Annotated in this window: 29 protein-coding genes; all 29 read left to right on the top strand. The window is 54.8% G+C overall.

The features are described from left to right. Positions 1–3: 3 nt before the first annotated feature. The 29 genes from tuf to rplQ all read left to right on the top strand — a co-directional run bounded on the left by tuf (position 4) and on the right by rplQ (position 15,143). Positions 4–1,197: an elongation factor Tu gene (gene tuf, locus INT20_RS05960; protein ID WP_172117716.1), complete on the top strand. Its 1,194-nt coding sequence runs from the start codon at positions 4–6 to the stop codon at positions 1,195–1,197. A 159-nt stretch (positions 1,198–1,356) separates the two neighbouring features. Then, positions 1,357–1,668: a 30S ribosomal protein S10 gene (gene rpsJ, locus INT20_RS05955; RefSeq protein WP_087108956.1), complete on the top strand. Its 312-nt coding sequence runs from the start codon at positions 1,357–1,359 to the stop codon at positions 1,666–1,668. A 149-nt stretch (positions 1,669–1,817) separates the two neighbouring features. Then, positions 1,818–2,456, top strand: a complete 639-nt coding sequence (rplC, locus tag INT20_RS05950; protein ID WP_193053646.1) for a 50S ribosomal protein L3 — start codon at positions 1,818–1,820, stop codon at positions 2,454–2,456. 15 nt (positions 2,457–2,471) lie between these two features. Next, positions 2,472–3,077 carry a 50S ribosomal protein L4 gene (gene rplD, locus INT20_RS05945; RefSeq protein WP_193053645.1) on the top strand — a complete coding sequence of 202 codons (606 nt, stop codon included), beginning with the start codon at positions 2,472–2,474 and terminating at the stop codon, positions 3,075–3,077. Next, positions 3,074–3,370: a 50S ribosomal protein L23 gene (gene rplW, locus INT20_RS05940; RefSeq protein ID WP_087108950.1), complete on the top strand. Its 297-nt coding sequence runs from the start codon at positions 3,074–3,076 to the stop codon at positions 3,368–3,370. Before rplD ends, rplW begins: the two co-directional genes overlap by 4 nt. A gap of 17 nt (positions 3,371–3,387) precedes the next feature. Continuing rightward, positions 3,388–4,218, top strand: coding sequence for a 50S ribosomal protein L2 (rplB, locus tag INT20_RS05935; protein WP_193053644.1), 831 nt, complete (start codon positions 3,388–3,390; stop codon positions 4,216–4,218). Positions 4,219–4,251: 33 nt separating this feature from the next. Further along, positions 4,252–4,527, top strand: coding sequence for a 30S ribosomal protein S19 (gene rpsS / locus INT20_RS05930; RefSeq protein WP_027337511.1), 276 nt, complete (start codon positions 4,252–4,254; stop codon positions 4,525–4,527). Between the two features lie 18 nt (positions 4,528–4,545). Continuing rightward, the gene (gene rplV / locus INT20_RS05925) at positions 4,546–4,878 is read left to right on the top strand and encodes a 50S ribosomal protein L22 (RefSeq protein WP_009723900.1); all 333 of its coding nucleotides are present in this window, start codon (positions 4,546–4,548) and stop codon (positions 4,876–4,878) included. Positions 4,879–4,889: 11 nt separating this feature from the next. Continuing rightward, complete coding sequence (rpsC, locus tag INT20_RS05920; RefSeq protein ID WP_193053643.1) at positions 4,890–5,594, top strand: 30S ribosomal protein S3; 705 nt, start codon at positions 4,890–4,892, stop codon at positions 5,592–5,594. Positions 5,595–5,609: 15 nt separating this feature from the next. After that, positions 5,610–6,023 (top strand): 50S ribosomal protein L16, encoded by a 414-nt coding sequence (rplP, locus tag INT20_RS05915; protein WP_007112000.1) that lies wholly within the window; start codon positions 5,610–5,612, stop codon positions 6,021–6,023. Further along, positions 6,023–6,214 (top strand): 50S ribosomal protein L29, encoded by a 192-nt coding sequence (gene rpmC / locus INT20_RS05910; RefSeq protein WP_027337514.1) that lies wholly within the window; start codon positions 6,023–6,025, stop codon positions 6,212–6,214. The genes rplP and rpmC overlap by 1 nt, the downstream gene beginning before the upstream one ends. A gap of 1 nt (position 6,215) precedes the next feature. Further along, positions 6,216–6,476, top strand: a complete 261-nt coding sequence (gene rpsQ / locus INT20_RS05905) for a 30S ribosomal protein S17 (protein ID WP_009723897.1) — start codon at positions 6,216–6,218, stop codon at positions 6,474–6,476. 51 nt (positions 6,477–6,527) lie between these two features. Next, positions 6,528–6,899, top strand: coding sequence for a 50S ribosomal protein L14 (gene rplN / locus INT20_RS05900; protein ID WP_172117712.1), 372 nt, complete (start codon positions 6,528–6,530; stop codon positions 6,897–6,899). Between the two features lie 14 nt (positions 6,900–6,913). Continuing rightward, entirely contained in the window at positions 6,914–7,228 is a 315-nt protein-coding gene (rplX, locus tag INT20_RS05895; protein WP_009723895.1) for a 50S ribosomal protein L24, read from the top strand. Between the two features lie 18 nt (positions 7,229–7,246). Further along, complete coding sequence (gene rplE / locus INT20_RS05890) at positions 7,247–7,786, top strand: 50S ribosomal protein L5 (protein ID WP_193053642.1); 540 nt, start codon at positions 7,247–7,249, stop codon at positions 7,784–7,786. Between the two features lie 10 nt (positions 7,787–7,796). Continuing rightward, positions 7,797–8,102: a 30S ribosomal protein S14 gene (gene rpsN, locus INT20_RS05885; RefSeq protein WP_172117711.1), complete on the top strand. Its 306-nt coding sequence runs from the start codon at positions 7,797–7,799 to the stop codon at positions 8,100–8,102. A 32-nt stretch (positions 8,103–8,134) separates the two neighbouring features. Continuing rightward, complete coding sequence (gene rpsH, locus INT20_RS05880; protein WP_172117710.1) at positions 8,135–8,527, top strand: 30S ribosomal protein S8; 393 nt, start codon at positions 8,135–8,137, stop codon at positions 8,525–8,527. A 9-nt stretch (positions 8,528–8,536) separates the two neighbouring features. Beyond that, on the top strand, positions 8,537–9,067 hold the full coding sequence (gene rplF, locus INT20_RS05875) for a 50S ribosomal protein L6 (protein WP_193053641.1): 531 nt from the start codon (positions 8,537–8,539) through the stop codon (positions 9,065–9,067). A 9-nt stretch (positions 9,068–9,076) separates the two neighbouring features. Next, positions 9,077–9,427 (top strand): 50S ribosomal protein L18, encoded by a 351-nt coding sequence (gene rplR, locus INT20_RS05870; protein WP_008959159.1) that lies wholly within the window; start codon positions 9,077–9,079, stop codon positions 9,425–9,427. An 11-nt stretch (positions 9,428–9,438) separates the two neighbouring features. Further along, complete coding sequence (gene rpsE, locus INT20_RS05865; RefSeq protein ID WP_172117708.1) at positions 9,439–9,939, top strand: 30S ribosomal protein S5; 501 nt, start codon at positions 9,439–9,441, stop codon at positions 9,937–9,939. Between the two features lie 6 nt (positions 9,940–9,945). Next, positions 9,946–10,128 carry a 50S ribosomal protein L30 gene (gene rpmD, locus INT20_RS05860; protein WP_087108933.1) on the top strand — a complete coding sequence of 61 codons (183 nt, stop codon included), beginning with the start codon at positions 9,946–9,948 and terminating at the stop codon, positions 10,126–10,128. 3 nt (positions 10,129–10,131) lie between these two features. Further along, entirely contained in the window at positions 10,132–10,566 is a 435-nt protein-coding gene (gene rplO / locus INT20_RS05855) for a 50S ribosomal protein L15 (RefSeq protein WP_193053640.1), read from the top strand. Then, positions 10,567–11,898, top strand: a complete 1,332-nt coding sequence (gene secY, locus INT20_RS05850; protein WP_087108929.1) for a preprotein translocase subunit SecY — start codon at positions 10,567–10,569, stop codon at positions 11,896–11,898. Positions 11,899–11,948: 50 nt separating this feature from the next. Continuing rightward, positions 11,949–12,062 (top strand): 50S ribosomal protein L36, encoded by a 114-nt coding sequence (gene rpmJ, locus INT20_RS05845; protein WP_009099023.1) that lies wholly within the window; start codon positions 11,949–11,951, stop codon positions 12,060–12,062. 123 nt (positions 12,063–12,185) lie between these two features. Continuing rightward, positions 12,186–12,542 carry a 30S ribosomal protein S13 gene (gene rpsM / locus INT20_RS05840; RefSeq protein ID WP_192536496.1) on the top strand — a complete coding sequence of 119 codons (357 nt, stop codon included), beginning with the start codon at positions 12,186–12,188 and terminating at the stop codon, positions 12,540–12,542. Positions 12,543–12,581: 39 nt separating this feature from the next. Beyond that, positions 12,582–12,968 (top strand): 30S ribosomal protein S11, encoded by a 387-nt coding sequence (gene rpsK, locus INT20_RS05835; protein ID WP_009099028.1) that lies wholly within the window; start codon positions 12,582–12,584, stop codon positions 12,966–12,968. A 12-nt stretch (positions 12,969–12,980) separates the two neighbouring features. Beyond that, positions 12,981–13,601: a 30S ribosomal protein S4 gene (rpsD, locus tag INT20_RS05830; protein WP_087108925.1), complete on the top strand. Its 621-nt coding sequence runs from the start codon at positions 12,981–12,983 to the stop codon at positions 13,599–13,601. A 120-nt stretch (positions 13,602–13,721) separates the two neighbouring features. After that, positions 13,722–14,717, top strand: a complete 996-nt coding sequence (locus tag INT20_RS05825) for a DNA-directed RNA polymerase subunit alpha (protein WP_172117703.1) — start codon at positions 13,722–13,724, stop codon at positions 14,715–14,717. Positions 14,718–14,756: 39 nt separating this feature from the next. Continuing rightward, positions 14,757–15,143, top strand: a complete 387-nt coding sequence (rplQ, locus tag INT20_RS05820) for a 50S ribosomal protein L17 (protein WP_018917717.1) — start codon at positions 14,757–14,759, stop codon at positions 15,141–15,143. The last annotated feature ends 174 nt before the right edge of the window (positions 15,144–15,317 follow it).

Raw genomic sequence — 15,317 nt, 5'->3', positions numbered from 1 at the left:
GCAGTGGCTAAGGAAAAATTCGAACGTTCCAAACCGCACGTCAACGTCGGCACCATCGGTCACGTCGACCACGGTAAAACGACTCTGACTGCGGCCCTAACCCGCGTATCTGCTGAGGTTTTCGGCGGCGATTGGCGTGAATTTGATACTATCGATAACGCTCCTGAAGAGCGCGAGCGTGGTATCACTATCGCGACTTCCCACGTGGAATATCAGTCTGAAGAGCGTCACTACGCGCACGTTGACTGCCCGGGGCACGCTGACTACGTCAAGAACATGATCACCGGTGCTGCGCAGATGGACGGCGCGATCCTGGTATGTTCTGCTGCTGACGGCCCGATGCCGCAGACGCGCGAGCACATCCTGCTGTCTCGCCAGGTTGGCGTTCCGTACATCGTTGTGTTCCTGAATAAAGCGGACATGGTCGATGACGAAGAGCTGCTTGAGCTGGTTGAGATGGAAGTTCGTGAGCTCCTCGACGAGTACGACTTCCCGGGCGATGACACGCCGATCATCACTGGTTCAGCGCTGATGGCTCTGAACGGTGAAGATGAGAACGGCATGGGTACTACCGCCGTTGCTAATCTGATCAAAGCTCTGGATGCTTACATTCCTGAGCCGGAGCGTGCTGTCGACCAGCCGTTCCTGATGCCGATTGAAGACGTATTCTCTATCTCTGGCCGTGGTACTGTTGTTACCGGTCGTGTAGAGCGCGGTATTATCAATCCGGGTAGCGAAGTTGAGATCGTGGGTATCCGCGAGACCACCAAAACTATCGTTACCGGTGTTGAAATGTTCCGTAAGCTGCTCGACGAAGGTCGTGCAGGTGAGAACGTTGGTGCGTTGCTTCGTGGTACCAAGCGTGATGACGTTGAGCGTGGTCAGGTTCTGGCCAAGCCGGGTACTATCAATCCGCACACCGAGTTTGAAGCCGAAGTTTACGTACTGTCCAAAGAAGAAGGTGGTCGTCACACGCCTTTCTTCAAGGGCTACCGTCCGCAGTTCTACTTCCGTACCACTGACATCACCGGTACCTGTGAACTGCCGGAAGGTGTTGAAATGGTAATGCCGGGTGACAACGTTCAGATGGTTGTTACCTTGATTGCTCCGATCGCTATGGACGACGGTCTGCGCTTCGCTATTCGCGAAGGTGGTCGTACCGTTGGTGCTGGCGTTGTGGCAAAAATCGTTAAGTAATCGATTTACTTGATCGATGAAGGGGGCTCTCGCGAGCCCCCTTTTCTGCGCACCAATAGCAAATGTTTGACATGGGCTTTTGGCGTGCCTATAATGCGCATCCTTTGAATGCGTGGGTAGACGGCTCGCGCCGTCGACATCCATTGGAGTTTAGGGCAAATGCAGAACCAAAAGATTCGCATTCGGTTGAAAGCGTTCGACCATCGCCTGATCGACCAGTCCACAGCGGAGATTGTTGAAACCGCTAAGCGTACTGGTGCTCAGGTTCGTGGGCCGATCCCGCTGCCGACCAACCGCGAGCGTTACACCATCCTGGTTTCACCGCACGTCAATAAGGATGCGCGTGATCAGTATGAGATTCGTACGCACAAGCGTGTGCTCGACATCGTTGAGCCAACTGAAAAAACAGTTGATGCGTTGATGAAGCTTGATCTCGCCGCTGGCGTAGACGTGCAAATCAAACTCAACTAATTACACTAGACACTTGCGGCCCAGCGTTCATCATTTATCGCATGAACAGCAGCCGCCGCGCCGTGAGGCGCCACACAATGTGCTAGTGGAATGCTCTGGAAAGGGCAGCCATAGCGGGTGATAGCCCCGTACACTATAGGAGACTGAGTATGACTATCGGTTTAGTCGGTACAAAGGCCGGGATGACCCGTGTCTTTACCGAAGATGGCGCATCCGTGCCCGTGACCGTTATTGAAGTTGATCCTAATCGTGTGACGCGCGTTAAGACCATTGAGTCTGACGGCTACGCAGCGGTTCAGATCACTACAGGTTCTCGTAAAGCCAAACACCTCACCAAAGCGCAGGCTGGTCAGTTTGCCAAAGCGGGTGTTGAGGCTGGTCGTTCACTGATGGAATTCCGCCTTGCAGAAGGCGAAGAAGCTCCAGAAGTGGGTGGCGAGCTCACCGTATCCCTCTTCGAAGCTGGTCAAATGATCGACGTGACCGGCACCTCTAAGGGTAAAGGCTTCCAGGGTGCTGTTAAGCGCTGGAACTTCCGTACCCAAGACAACAGCCATGGTAACTCCCTGTCGCACCGCGCGCCGGGTTCTATCGGCATGTGTCAAACACCTGGTCGCGTATTTAAAGGCAAGAAAATGGCCGGTCAAATGGGTAACGCCCGTTGCACCGTACAGAGCCTTGAGATCGTCCGTGTTGACGCCGAGCGTAACCTGCTGCTGATCAAGGGCGCCGTACCGGGAGCACCCGGCAGCGACGTTATCGTTCGCAGCGCCGTGAAAGCTGGCTGAAGGGGATAATTACCAATGAATCTGAATCTTGCTGCAGGCACGGGTACCGTTGAAGTAGCCGACGCCACTTTTGGCAAAGAATTCAACGAAGCGCTAGTTCACCAGGTTGTTACCGCCTATTTGGCTGGTGGCCGTCAAGGTACTAGCGCTCAAAAGAGCCGTTCCGATGTTCGCGGTGGTGGTAAAAAACCGTGGCGTCAGAAAGGTACCGGTCGTGCACGTGCTGGTACCATCCGTTCTCCGCTGTGGCGCAGTGGCGGCGTAACCTTCGCGGCACGTCCGCAAGACTATACCCAGAAGGTTAACCGCAAAATGTACCGCGCGGCGATGCGCTCCATCCTGTCTGAACTTGTCCGTCAAGAGCGTTTAGTCGCAATTGAAGAGTTCAGCGTCGAAGCGCCCAAGACCAAGCAGGTAGCTGCCAAGCTGAAAGAGCTCAACCTTGAGAAAGTGTTGATCGTCACTGAAGAAATGGACGAAACGCTCTATCTAGCCGCACGCAACCTTCCCCACGTTGACGTGGTGGATGTCGCGGCAGCTGACCCGGTGAGCCTGGTTGCCTTTGATAAGGTCCTGGTCACCGTCTCCGCCCTGCGTAAATTCGAGGAGAAGCTGGCATGAACCAGGAACGCGTATTCAAGGTTCTGCTTGGACCGCACGTGACCGAAAAGGCCGCGATGGCTGCAGAGCGCAACCAGTACGTTTTCAAGGTGGCATCTGATGCTACCAAGCCCGAGATCAAGAAAGCCGTTGAAATACTGTTCGGCAAACAGGTCGGCAGCGTTCAAGTGTTGAACGTTAAGGGTAAAACCAAACGTACTGCACACGGCGTTGGCCTGCGTAAGGGTTACCGCAAAGCGTATGTGACCCTGGCTGCGGGTGAAACGCTCGAAGACTTCTCTGGCGCCGAATAAGGGCAGGAGTACGGATAATGGCAATCGTCAAGACCAAACCCACATCCGCCGGTCGTCGCCACGTCGTCAAGATCGTTGGCGAGGGGCTGTACAAGGGCCGTGCGTATGCACCGCTTTTGGAAAAACAGTCCAAGTCCGGTGGCCGTAATAATAACGGTCGCATCACCACCCGCCACGTGGGCGGTGGTCACCGTCAGCACTACCGTTTGATCGACTTCAAACGCACCAAAGATGGCATTCCAGCCACTGTTGAGCGTCTTGAGCACGATCCGAACCGTAGCGCGCATATTGCACTATTGAAATATGCAGATGGCGAGCGTCGTTACATCATTGCACCGAAAGGTGTCAGCGCGGGTGACGTGCTGGAATCTGGTGTCAACGCGCCCATCAAAAAAGGCAATGCCTTGCCGCTGCGCAACATTCCGCTTGGTTCTACCGTTCACGGTATCGAACTGAAGCCGGGTAAAGGCGCGCAGATTGCTCGCAGTGCCGGTACTAGCGCTCAGCTGGTTGCTCGTGAAGGTAACTACGCCACCTTGCGTCTTCGCTCTGGCGAAATGCGTAAGATCCTGGCTGAGTGCCGCGCAACGCTGGGTGAAGTGAGCAACTCCGAGCACAGCCTGCGTCAACTTGGCAAGGCCGGTGCGAAGCGCTGGAGAGGCGTGCGTCCGACTGTTCGCGGTGTCGCGATGAACCCGGTAGACCACCCGCACGGTGGTGGTGAAGGCCGCTCTAGCGGTGGTCGTCACCCGGTATCCCCGTGGGGCATGCCGACTAAGGGTCACAAGACGCGTAAGAACAAGCGCACCGACAAGCTGATTATCCGTCGTCGTAACAAGACGCGTTAATCGAAATTGCCAAGAACTTAAGAGGTAACGGCTGTGCCACGTTCACTAAAGAAAGGTCCCTTCATTGACCTTCATCTTTTGAAGAAGGTAGAGGCTGCAGTGGAGAAGAACGACCGTAAACCGATCAAGACCTGGTCGCGTCGTTCGATGATCCTGCCCAATATGGTAGGTCTGACTATTGCGGTCCATAACGGACGCCAGCATGTCCCGGTGCACGTCTCCGAGGAAATGGTGGGTCATAAACTTGGCGAATTCGCTGCTACTCGCACATATCGCGGGCATGTGGCGGACAAGAAAGCCAAACGGTAAGCCAGAGAGGATTTAGAGATGGAAGTCACAGCTAAGCTGAGTGGCGCTGCTTTATCCGCACAGAAGGCCCGTTTGGTGGCTGACCAGGTGCGCGGTAAACCGGTCGCCGAAGCTATTGACCTGCTGACCTTCTCACCGAAGAAGGCTGCCAAACTGGTCAAGAAAGTGCTTCAGTCCGCCATCGCGAATGCGGAAGAAAATAACGGCATGGACATCGACGAGCTGCGTGTCTCGACCATCTGCGTCGATGAGGGCATGACGCTCAAGCGTATCAAGCCGCGCGCCAAAGGCCGTGCGGATCGTATCTTGAAGCGCACCTGCCACATCACCGTCAAGGTAGCCGAGAAGTAGGAGTCGACCAGATGGGTCAGAAAGTCAATCCAACAGGCATTCGACTGGGCATCGTCAAAGACCATGCTTCTGTCTGGTATGCCGAGCGCGGCGCCTATGCCGATAAGCTCAATAACGATCTCGAAGTGCGCAGCTTCCTGGAAGAGCGTCTTAAAAGCGCTTCCGTAAGCCGCATTCACATCGAGCGTCCGGCTAACAATGCCCGCATCACCATTCACACTGCCCGTCCGGGTATCGTGATTGGTAAAAAAGGTGAAGATGTCGACCGTCTGCGTCGCGATCTTACCGAAATGATGGGCGTTGCGGTTCATGTGAACATCGAAGAAGTTCGCAAGCCAGAGCTGGATGCCAAGCTAGTCGCTGCTAACGTAGCGGGTCAGCTTGAGCGTCGCGTCATGTTCCGTCGTGCCATGAAGCGCGCGGTACAGAACGCAATGCGTCTTGGCGCTGGCGGCATCAAGATTCAGCTGTCAGGTCGTCTTGGTGGTGCCGAAATCGCACGTACCGAATGGTACCGCGAAGGTCGCGTTCCGCTGCACACTCTGCGTGCGGACATCGACTACGCCACTTACGAAGCTCACACCACCTATGGCGTCATCGGCGTTAAAGTGTGGATCTTCAAGGGCGAAATCCTCGGCGGTATCGAGGAAGTACGTGCCAAGGCTAAGCAACAGCAGCCTGCCGGCAACGCGCCCAAGAAGAAAGGTTCCAGGTAAGGGGAGAGCGAGTCGATGTTACAGCCCAAGCGTATGAAATTCCGCAAGATGATGAAAGGCCGCAACCGTGGCCTAGCGCATCGCGGAAGCAAGATCAGCTTCGGGGAGTACGGTCTGAAAGCTACTGGTCGCGGCCGCATCACTGCGCGTCAGATCGAAGCCGGCCGTCGTGCGATCACACGTCACGTTAAGCGTGGCGGTAAAATCTGGATCCGCGTTTTCCCTGATAAGCCGATTTCCAAGAAGCCGCTCGAAGTTCGTATGGGTAAAGGTAAAGGTTCTGTTGAGTACTGGGTAGCCCAGATCCAACCGGGTCGGGTCCTGTACGAAATTGAAGGCGTATCCGAAGAGCTGGCCCGTGAAGCGTTTGAACTGGCCGCACAGAAGATGCCCTTATCCACCACCTTTGCGAAACGGACGGTGATGTGATGAAAGCCCAGGAAATTCGTGAAAAGTCAGCAGGAGAGCTCAAAGAGCAGCTCCTCGAGCTACTCCGCGAGCAGTTTAACCTGCGCATGCAGAAGGCCACTGGCCAACTGAGCCAGACTCATCTGCTCAAGCAGGTCCGTCGGGATATCGCCCGCGTTAAGACTGTGCTCAACGAGAAGGCAGGTGATTGAGATGGCCGAAGAGAAAAAAACCCGTACGCTCACCGGTAAGGTGGTGAGCGACAAGATGGATAAATCCATCGTCGTTATGATCGAGCGTCGTGAACGTCACCCGATCTACGGAAAATACGTTAAGCGCTCCACCAAGCTGCACGCCCATGATGAGGCGAACCAGGCTAAGGCAGGCGATACGGTTTCCATTCAGGAGTGCCGTCCGCTTTCCAAAAAGAAAGCCTGGACGCTGGTCGAGGTGGTTGAGCAGGCTAAGGGTTAATTACCTAAAGTCTGCCGATCAGTGCAGTCAGATTAGGTTTGGAGAAAACCGATGATTCAGACTCAGACAATGCTGGATGTCGCCGACAACAGCGGAGCGCGCCGGGTGCAGTGCATCAAGGTGCTAGGCGGTTCACACCGTCGCTACGCCCGCGTTGGTGACGTCATTAAGGTAACGGTGAAAGAAGCTATTCCGCGTGGCAAGGTCAAAAAAGGCCAAGTCATGAAAGCGGTAGTGGTTCGCACCCGTAGTGGCGTCCGTCGTAGTGACGGTTCGCTGATCCGTTTCGATGGAAATGCGGCGGTTTTGTTGAATAACACCAACGAACAGCCGATCGGCACGCGCATCTTCGGGCCGGTTACTCGTGAGCTTCGTAATGAGAAGTTCATGAAGATCATTTCCCTAGCGCCTGAAGTGCTGTAAGGAGCGAGGCGGATATGCAAAAGATCAAACGTGACGATGAAGTCATCGTCATCGCCGGGAAGGATAAAGGCAAACGTGGTACCGTTAAGCGGGTATTAGAAAACCGCTTCGTGGTATCGGGTGTGAACATGATTAAACGTCACACCAAGCCGAATCCCATGGCGGGAAATCAGGGCGGTATCGTCGAGCGTGAGGCTCCGATTCACGCGTCCAACGTAGCCATCTTCAATTCGGAGACCGGTAAGGCGGATCGCGTCGGCTTCCAAGTTAAGGAAGACGGTACCAAGGTACGTATCTACAAGTCGACGCAGACGCAGATCGACGCCTAACGCGAGTCGGGTAGCAAAATGGCGAACTTGAAAGAACGTTATCAAAACGAGGTCGTAGCTCAACTCAAAGAGCAGTTCAGCTACAACAACGTTATGCAGATACCACGGATCACGAAAGTGACTCTGAACATGGGTATCGGTGAAGCGGTTAGTGATAAAAAGCTGATCGACAATGCCGTCGGTGACCTGGAGAAATTGTCCGGTCAAAAGCCGCTGGTGACCAAAGCACGTAAGTCCATCGCGGGCTTCAAGGTGCGCGAAGGTTGGCCGATTGGTGTCAAGGTAACGCTGCGCGGTGAGCGTATGTGGGACTTTTTGAACCGTCTGGTTAACATTGCGATTCCTCGCGTGCGTGACTTCCGTGGTCTTAACCCGAAGTCTTTTGACGGTCGCGGCAACTACTCCATGGGTGTGCGTGAGCAGATCATCTTCCCGGAGATCGAGTATGATAAAATCGATCGCATTCGGGGGCTGGACGTCACTATCACTACTACTGCCAACACCGACGAGGAAGGTCGTGCGCTGCTAGCGTCACTGAACTTCCCGTTTAAGAAATAAGGGTTGGATCATGGCTAAGAAAAGTATGGTAGAGCGTGAGCTCAAGCGTACGCAGCTGGTCGAGAAGTATGCGGCCAAGCGTACTGAGCTCAAGGCAATCATCTCAAGCGTGAATACGTCTGAGGAAGAGCGCTTCGAGGCGACGCTGAAGCTGCAGCAACTGCCGCGCGACTCAAGCCCGGTACGTCAGCGTAACCGCTGCCGCATCACGGGTCGTCCGCACGGTTTTTACAACAAGTTCGGCCTTGGCCGCAACAAGCTGCGTGAAGCCGCCATGCGTGGCGACGTCCCTGGTCTGAAAAAGTCCAGCTGGTAACGCCACGTAGAATCATCAGGAGCGCACATTAAATGAGCATGCAAGACACTCTGGCGGATATGTTTACCCGTATCCGCAATGCGCAGATGGCCACCAAGGAGACGGCAGTCATGCCGTCTTCCAAGTTGAAAGTGGAAGTGGCCCGCGTGCTAAAGGAAGAAGGCTACATTACCGACTTTGCGGTTGATGAAGGCGTTAAGCCTGCACTAACCGTGACTCTCAAGTACTTTGAGGGTAAGCCGGTCATTGAGCACATTCAGCGGGTTTCCAAGCCGTCTTTGCGTCAGTACAAGGGCAAGGACAACCTGCCCAAGGTTGCCGATGGTCTGGGCATCGCGATTGTCACCACCTCTAATGGTGTCATGACCGCTCGTGCCGCACGCCAGGCGGGTGTAGGTGGCGAAGTCATCTGCACCGTATTCTAGGAGGCTGGAATGTCCCGCATAGCGAAATATCCGGTTAAAGTGCCTGCTGGTGTCGAGATCAAAATCGATGCTAGCCAGCTGACCGCCAAAGGCGGCCAAGGCACGCTGTCACTGCCCATTCACCAGGACGTGGTGATTGGTCAAGAAGATGGCCAGCTGACCTTCGCCCCGAGCGAATCTGCCAAGAGCTGGGCAATGGCCGGTACTACCCGCGCCTTGGTTCAGAACCTGGTAACGGGCGTATCCGAGGGTTTCACAAAAACTCTCGAAATTGTTGGCGTCGGTTATCGTGCCCAAGCTAAGGGCCAGACGCTCAATCTTTCACTGGGCTTCTCGCACCCGGTCGACTACGAACTGCCGAAAGGTGTCACAGCGGAAACGCCGAAAAACACCGTGATCGTGCTGAAAAGCGCGGATAAGCAGATGCTCGGTCAGTGCGCCGCGGAAATCCGCGCTTTCCGTCCGCCTGAGCCGTATAAAGGCAAGGGTGTTCGGTACGCCGACGAGCAGGTGCGTCGCAAAGAAGCCAAGAAGAAGTAAGGCAGGGTTATGAACGCGAAGAAAGAATCTCGTCTCCGTCGTGCCCGCCGTGCTCGCGCCAAGATCCGCGAGCTGGGCGTGTATCGCCTGTGCGTCAACCGTACCCCGCGTCACATCTACGCGCAGATTATCTCGCCGGATGGTGGCAAAGTGTTGGCCAGCGCTTCAACGCTGGACAAAGCACTGCGCGAGGGTGCGACCGGTAACTCAGATGCGGCCTCCAAGGTCGGTGCTCTGATTGCTGAACGCGCTAAAGAAGCAGGCATCACCCAGGTGGCCTTCGACCGTGCTGGCTTTAAGTATCACGGTCGCGTCAAGGCTCTGGCCGACGCCGCTCGTGAAGGCGGCCTGGAATTCTAAAGGGTTTTACGATGGCGAAGAACGAACAGCAAAACGGTGATCTGCAAGAGAAGTTAGTGCAGGTTAACCGCGTCGCCAAGGTGGTCAAGGGTGGTCGTATTTTCGGCTTCACCGCGCTGACCGTCGTAGGTGATGGTAAAGGTCGTGTTGGTTTCGGTCGTGGCAAGGCGCGTGAAGTGCCGGTCGCAATTCAGAAAGCAATGGACCAGGCTCGTCGCAACATGGTCAAGGTTAACCTTGCAGGCAACACGCTGCAGTACCCTGTGAAAGCCCGTCACGGTGCTTCCAAGGTCTACATGCAGCCAGCCTCCGAAGGTACCGGTATCATCGCCGGTGGTGCTATGCGCTCTGTATTAGAGCTTGCTGGCGTCCACGATGTACTGGCCAAGTGCTACGGTTCCACCAACCCGGTTAACGTGGTACGAGCGACTGTTAAAGGTCTCTCTGCTATGCATGCACCGGAAGACATCGCCGCCAAGCGCGGTCTGTCTGTCGACGCGATCACGGGGTAAGGCACCATGGCAGCAACGATCAAGGTTACCCAGATCCGCAGCACCATCGGCGTTTTGCCCAAGCACAAGGCTACTATGAAAGGCCTGGGCCTGCGTCGCATCGGTCACTCGGTTGAACTGGAAGACACCCCTGCCGTTCGCGGCATGATCCACAAGGTAAATTACCTTGTGCGTGTTGAGGGAGAGTAATCCATGAAACTTAATACCTTAAGCCCGGCCCCGGGCTCCAAACCCGCTGAAAAGCGCGTTGGTCGTGGTATCGGTTCCGGTCTTGGTAAGACCGGCGGCCGTGGTCACAAAGGTCAGAAATCACGCAGTGGCGGTAGCGTCAAGCCTGGTTTCGAAGGCGGTCAGATGCCCATGCAGCGTCGTTTGCCGAAATTCGGTTTTACGTCTGCTAAATCATTGGTCTCTGAAGAAATACGCCTGGCTGAACTTGCCAAGGTTTCCGGTGACGAAGTCACTATGGAAACACTGAAGCAAGCCAACGTGCTGAAGGATGCAACGCTACACGCGAAAATCATCCTTTCAGGCGAACTGAACAAGGCAGTTACCGTTCGTGGAATCAAGGTCACCAAAGGTGCCCGTGAAGCGATCGAAGCTGCTGGCGGCAAGGTAGAGGACTAAATGGCCAAGTCAGGAAATATGCCGGCGATGGGCAGCGGTCTGAGTGAACTGTGGGCGCGTTTGCGCTTCGTGCTCCTCGCCATCGTGGTGTACCGTATCGGTGCCCACATTCCCGTTCCCGGTATCAATCCTGACCAGCTTGCTGCCTTGTTTAGGGAGCAACAGGGCACCATCCTGGGCATGTTTAACATGTTCTCGGGTGGCGCCCTGGAGCGCATGAGCGTCCTCGCTTTGGGCATAATGCCTTATATTTCTGCGTCGATTATCATGCAGCTGATGACTGCGGTCTCACCCCATCTTGAACAGCTCAAGAAGGAAGGTGAGTCCGGCCGCCGCAAGATTAGCCAGTACACCCGCTACGGCACGGTGATACTGGCTCTTGTCCAGGCTACCGGTATGTCGGTCGGTCTGGCTAGCCAAGGCATCGCTTACAGCGCTGACTTCAGCTTCTATTTCACCGCCGTGATTACGTTTGTGTCAGGCGCGGTGTTTATGATGTGGCTAGGTGAGCAGATTACCGAGAAGGGCATCGGCAACGGTATTTCGTTGCTGATCTTCGCTGGTATCGTCGCTGGGCTGCCCAGTGCCGTGGGGCAAGCGTTTGAACTTGCTCGTAACGAAGGGGCCTGGAATGTCCTTCCGCTGTTAGCGCTGTCAGTGCTAGGTATTGCCACCGTCGCGTTTGTGGTGTTCATTGAGCGCGGTCAACGCCGCTTGAAAGTGAACTACCCACGTCGCCAGGTTGGCAACAAGATGTATGCAGGCCAAAGCAGCTACCTGCCTTTGAAAGTGAATATGGCGGGTGTTATTCCTGCGATCTTCGCGTCCAGTATCCTACTCTTCCCGGCTTCTATTGGTCAGTGGGTAGGTGCAGGTGAAGGTATGGAGTGGTTACAGCGTGCATCACAAGCATTAGCCCCTGGGCAACCGCTTTACATCTTGCTTTTCGCGGCGGCAGTGGTATTCTTCTGCTTCTTTTACACAGCGCTGGTCTTCAATCCGAAGGATGTAGCTGACAATTTGAAAAAGTCAGGTGCGTTCCTGCCGGGCATTCGCCCCGGCGAGCAGACCGCTCGCTATATCGACAAAGTCATGACGCGTCTGACTTTGTTCGGTGCCCTGTATATCACTGCGGTTTCCTTGATGCCCCAGTTCCTGATCGTTGCGTGGAATGTGCCATTCTTTTTTGGCGGCACCTCGCTCCTGATCGTGGTGGTGGTCATCATGGACTTCATGGCTCAGGTGCAGTCACACCTCATGTCGCATCAGTATGACTCGGTGATGAAGAAGTCCAACCTGAAAGGCTACGGTAGCGGCGGCATCATGCGCTGAGGCGCCGCCTTACGATTGGCGCGCCGCGAGCCGTTTTTGGAGAAAGAACGATGAAAGTTCGAGCTTCCGTAAAGAAAATGTGCCGTAACTGTAAGATCATTCGTCGCAATGGCGCTGTTCGCGTCATCTGCATCGAACCACGGCACAAGCAGCGTCAGGGTTAATTCCTACGTTGTTTTAAGTGGGTGTTCGGCATACCCCTTGCCTTAGGGCATTTAAAGGGGTATGCTGTTGCGCCTTTTGTAGATGAATAAACGAGCAAGCCGCTCAAATTTCGGAGTAAGCTGATGGCCCGTATTGCAGGCGTCAATATCCCGGACAACAAGCATGCGGCGATCTCGCTGACCTATATCTTCGGGATTGGCCGTACTCGCGCGCAGCATATCTGTGCTGCTGCCGGTATCGCGCTGACTACCAAGATCCAGGACCTATCTGGCGAAGAGCTGGATACCCTGCGTTCTGAAGTTGGTAAGTACACCGTAGAAGGCGACCTTCGTCGTGATGTTACGCTGAACATTAAGCGTCTCATGGACTTAGGCTGCTACCGTGGTCTGCGTCATCGTCGTAGTCTTCCGCTGCGTGGTCAGCGGACCAAGACTAACGCGCGCACCCGTAAGGGCCCGCGTAAGCCGATCCGCAAATAACACGCACGTTCTGGCGTAAAGACAGGAATAGACATCAACATGGCTAACCCGCGTAGTAACCGTAAAAAGGTTAAAAAGCAGGTAGTGGACGCCGTTGCGCATATCCATGCCTCTTTTAACAACACGATCGTGACGATCACAGACCGCCAGGGCAATGCTCTTTCTTGGGCAACTGCCGGTGGTTCGGGTTTTCGTGGTTCTCGCAAGAGCACCCCGTTCGCTGCTCAAGTAGCAAGCGAGCGTGCAGCGACTGCTGCAGCCGAGTATGGTGTGAAAAACGTAGACGTACTGGTTAAAGGCCCAGGTCCCGGTCGTGAATCCGCCGTGCGCGCACTCAATGCCGCAGGCTTCCGCGTGCAAAGCATCGTAGACGCGACGCCCATTCCCCATAATGGCTGCCGTCCGCCTAAGAAACGCCGCGTTTAAGGAGACAGATTCATGGCTCGTTATATTGGACCGAAGTGCAAACTGTCTCGTCGTGAAGGCACCGATCTCTTTTTGAAGAGTGGCGTGACTCCCTTCGAGAAAAAGTGTAAATCCGAGCAAATCCCGGGTGTACACGGCCAGCGTCGTCAGCGTCTTTCAGACTACGGCTTGCAGCTTCGTGAGAAGCAAAAAGTACGTCGCATGTATGGCGTACTCGAAAAACAGTTCCGTAACTACTACAAAGAAGCTGCTCGCCTGAAAGGTGCGACCGGTGAAGTATTGTTGCAGTTGCTTGAATCCCGACTGGATAACGTCGTCTACCGTATGGGTTTCGGCTCGACTCGCTCTGAAGCGCGTCAGCTCGTTAGCCACAAGGCGATTTCCGTGAACGGCCGCACCGTTAACGTTGCTTCCTACCAAGTGAAGCCGGGTGACGTTGTTGCTATTCGCGAAAAGGCGAAGAATCAGGCACGTATTCAAAACGCGTTGACCATTGCGGCCAACCGTGGCGATATCCTCTGGATTGAAATCGACGCCAAGAAGATGGAAGGCACTTTCAAGGCTCTGCCTGAACGCGGTGACCTGACTGCCGACATCAACGAAAACCTGATCGTCGAGCTGTACTCCAAGTAAGCGGCGTTAATTAATCTGCTTCTTGAAGCCTGGGCGGGATAGCAAAGCTAACCGCCCAGATGCTCTTGAGTACGGTTCTTAAGAACTCAGTATCCGTTTGGCAGCCTGAAAGGTGTTCATATGCAGCGTTCAGTGACAGAGTTTCTTCGTCCTCGCGACATCAAGGTCGAAGAAATCAGCGCACATCATGCCAAAATCGTTCTCGAACCGTTCGAGCGTGGTTTTGGTCACACCCTGGGGAATGCACTGCGTCGCATTCTGCTTTCGTCTATGCCCGGCGCTGCCGTGGTAGAGGCTGAAATTGCGGGTGTAGAGCACGAGTACAGTGCGCTCGAAGGGGTGCAGGAAGATGTCATCGAAATCCTCCTGAACTTGAAAGATGTTGCGATCAAGATGCACAGCCGCGATGAGGCGGTGCTCTCGCTGAACAAGCAGGGCCCAGCCGTCGTCACTGCTGGCGACATTGCGCTTGATCATAGCGTCGAAATCGTCAACCCGGACCACGTCATTGCACACGTCAATGAAGGTGCCGAGCTGAAAATTCAGCTTAAGGTAGCGCTGGGTCGTGGCTACGAACCGGCTGACGCCCGTGGCTCTGATGAAGAGACCCGTGCTATTGGCCGCCTGCAGCTGGATGCCACCTTCAGCCCTGTCCGCCGCGTTTCCTACTCGGTTGAAGCCGCTCGTGTTGAGCAGCGCACCGACCTCGATAAGCTGATTATCGATCTGGAAACCGACGGTACTTTGGATCCGGAAGAGGCTATCCGTCGCAGTGCGACCATTCTGCAAGAGCAGCTGGCCGCCTTCGTCGACCTTGAAGCTGATAAAGAGCAGGAAGTCGAAGAGGAAGAAGATCACGTTGATCCAATCCTATTGCGCCCCGTAGACGATCTTGAGTTGACCGTTCGCAGCGCGAACTGCCTAAAAGCCGAGAATATTTACTATATCGGTGATCTTATCCAGCGCACAGAAGTTGAGCTGTTGAAGACACCGAACCTCGGTAAAAAATCCTTGAATGAAATCAAGGACGTTTTGGCGGCGCGCGGCTTGTCCCTCGGCATGCGGTTGGAAAATTGGCCGCCCGCTAGCCTGAAGGACGACAAGGCCACCGCGTGAGTGTCGACTTGAGTCCCAGTTTGGTAAGGAATTACAACCATGCGTCATCGTAAGAGTGGTCGTCATCTGAATCGCACCAGCTCGCATCGTCAGGCCATGTTCAAGAACATGTCTGTCTCGCTGGTCGAACATGAAGTCATCAAGACAACCCTGCCCAAGGCCAAGGAACTGCGTCGCGTTATCGAGCCGCTGATCACCTTAGCCAAGCAGGATAGCGTTGCGAACCGTCGTTTGGCGTTCTCTCGCACACGTTCCAAAGAAGCCGTTGGCAAGCTGTTCAATGAGCTGGGTCCGCGTTACGCCGAGCGTCCGGGTGGCTACATCCGTATTCTCAAGTGCGGTTTCCGCACCGGCGACAACGCGCCTATGGCGTACGTTGAGCTAGTAGACCGTCCGGTTGCTGAAGAAGCCGCTGCTGAAGAGTAAATCTTTAGTTGCTGCCTCTTTAAAGCAGAATGAAAACCGACCCAGCTGGGTCGGTTTTTTTTATGCCTGGCGTATCGAGTAATGCCGCTATAAACGTTAAATTGTCCGACGAGCGTGCTAGTCTAGAGTGAATTGACGGGGCCATTGGCGCTGCAGTTGTTTACCCTTGGGAAC

The organism is Halomonas citrativorans, from assembly GCF_014898005.1.
GTDB lineage: Bacteria > Pseudomonadota > Gammaproteobacteria > Pseudomonadales > Halomonadaceae > Vreelandella > Vreelandella citrativorans.
Note: the sequence above shows the minus strand (reverse complement) of the source record. Positions and strands in the feature narration are given on the sequence as shown.

What these genes read in the sequence shown, in the direction of transcription:
- rpsJ (WP_087108956.1), top strand. Translation starts at nt 1,357, where the DNA reads ATGCAGAACCAAAAGATTCGCATTCGGTTGAAAGCGTTCGACCATCGC.
- rplC (WP_193053646.1), top strand. Translation starts at nt 1,818, where the DNA reads ATGACTATCGGTTTAGTCGGTACAAAGGCCGGGATGACCCGTGTCTTT.
- rplD (WP_193053645.1), top strand. Translation starts at nt 2,472, where the DNA reads ATGAATCTGAATCTTGCTGCAGGCACGGGTACCGTTGAAGTAGCCGAC.
- rplW (WP_087108950.1), top strand. Translation starts at nt 3,074, where the DNA reads ATGAACCAGGAACGCGTATTCAAGGTTCTGCTTGGACCGCACGTGACC.
- rplB (WP_193053644.1), top strand. Translation starts at nt 3,388, where the DNA reads ATGGCAATCGTCAAGACCAAACCCACATCCGCCGGTCGTCGCCACGTC.
- rplV (WP_009723900.1), top strand. Translation starts at nt 4,546, where the DNA reads ATGGAAGTCACAGCTAAGCTGAGTGGCGCTGCTTTATCCGCACAGAAG.
- rpsC (WP_193053643.1), top strand. Translation starts at nt 4,890, where the DNA reads ATGGGTCAGAAAGTCAATCCAACAGGCATTCGACTGGGCATCGTCAAA.
- rplP (WP_007112000.1), top strand. Translation starts at nt 5,610, where the DNA reads ATGTTACAGCCCAAGCGTATGAAATTCCGCAAGATGATGAAAGGCCGC.
- rpmC (WP_027337514.1), top strand. Translation starts at nt 6,023, where the DNA reads ATGAAAGCCCAGGAAATTCGTGAAAAGTCAGCAGGAGAGCTCAAAGAG.
- rpsQ (WP_009723897.1), top strand. Translation starts at nt 6,216, where the DNA reads ATGGCCGAAGAGAAAAAAACCCGTACGCTCACCGGTAAGGTGGTGAGC.
- rplN (WP_172117712.1), top strand. Translation starts at nt 6,528, where the DNA reads ATGATTCAGACTCAGACAATGCTGGATGTCGCCGACAACAGCGGAGCG.
- rplX (WP_009723895.1), top strand. Translation starts at nt 6,914, where the DNA reads ATGCAAAAGATCAAACGTGACGATGAAGTCATCGTCATCGCCGGGAAG.
- rplE (WP_193053642.1), top strand. Translation starts at nt 7,247, where the DNA reads ATGGCGAACTTGAAAGAACGTTATCAAAACGAGGTCGTAGCTCAACTC.
- rpsN (WP_172117711.1), top strand. Translation starts at nt 7,797, where the DNA reads ATGGCTAAGAAAAGTATGGTAGAGCGTGAGCTCAAGCGTACGCAGCTG.
- rpsH (WP_172117710.1), top strand. Translation starts at nt 8,135, where the DNA reads ATGAGCATGCAAGACACTCTGGCGGATATGTTTACCCGTATCCGCAAT.
- rplF (WP_193053641.1), top strand. Translation starts at nt 8,537, where the DNA reads ATGTCCCGCATAGCGAAATATCCGGTTAAAGTGCCTGCTGGTGTCGAG.
- rplR (WP_008959159.1), top strand. Translation starts at nt 9,077, where the DNA reads ATGAACGCGAAGAAAGAATCTCGTCTCCGTCGTGCCCGCCGTGCTCGC.
- rpsE (WP_172117708.1), top strand. Translation starts at nt 9,439, where the DNA reads ATGGCGAAGAACGAACAGCAAAACGGTGATCTGCAAGAGAAGTTAGTG.
- rpmD (WP_087108933.1), top strand. Translation starts at nt 9,946, where the DNA reads ATGGCAGCAACGATCAAGGTTACCCAGATCCGCAGCACCATCGGCGTT.
- rplO (WP_193053640.1), top strand. Translation starts at nt 10,132, where the DNA reads ATGAAACTTAATACCTTAAGCCCGGCCCCGGGCTCCAAACCCGCTGAA.
- secY (WP_087108929.1), top strand. Translation starts at nt 10,567, where the DNA reads ATGGCCAAGTCAGGAAATATGCCGGCGATGGGCAGCGGTCTGAGTGAA.
- rpmJ (WP_009099023.1), top strand. Translation starts at nt 11,949, where the DNA reads ATGAAAGTTCGAGCTTCCGTAAAGAAAATGTGCCGTAACTGTAAGATC.
- rpsM (WP_192536496.1), top strand. Translation starts at nt 12,186, where the DNA reads ATGGCCCGTATTGCAGGCGTCAATATCCCGGACAACAAGCATGCGGCG.
- rpsK (WP_009099028.1), top strand. Translation starts at nt 12,582, where the DNA reads ATGGCTAACCCGCGTAGTAACCGTAAAAAGGTTAAAAAGCAGGTAGTG.
- rpsD (WP_087108925.1), top strand. Translation starts at nt 12,981, where the DNA reads ATGGCTCGTTATATTGGACCGAAGTGCAAACTGTCTCGTCGTGAAGGC.
- INT20_RS05825 (WP_172117703.1), top strand. Translation starts at nt 13,722, where the DNA reads ATGCAGCGTTCAGTGACAGAGTTTCTTCGTCCTCGCGACATCAAGGTC.
- rplQ (WP_018917717.1), top strand. Translation starts at nt 14,757, where the DNA reads ATGCGTCATCGTAAGAGTGGTCGTCATCTGAATCGCACCAGCTCGCAT.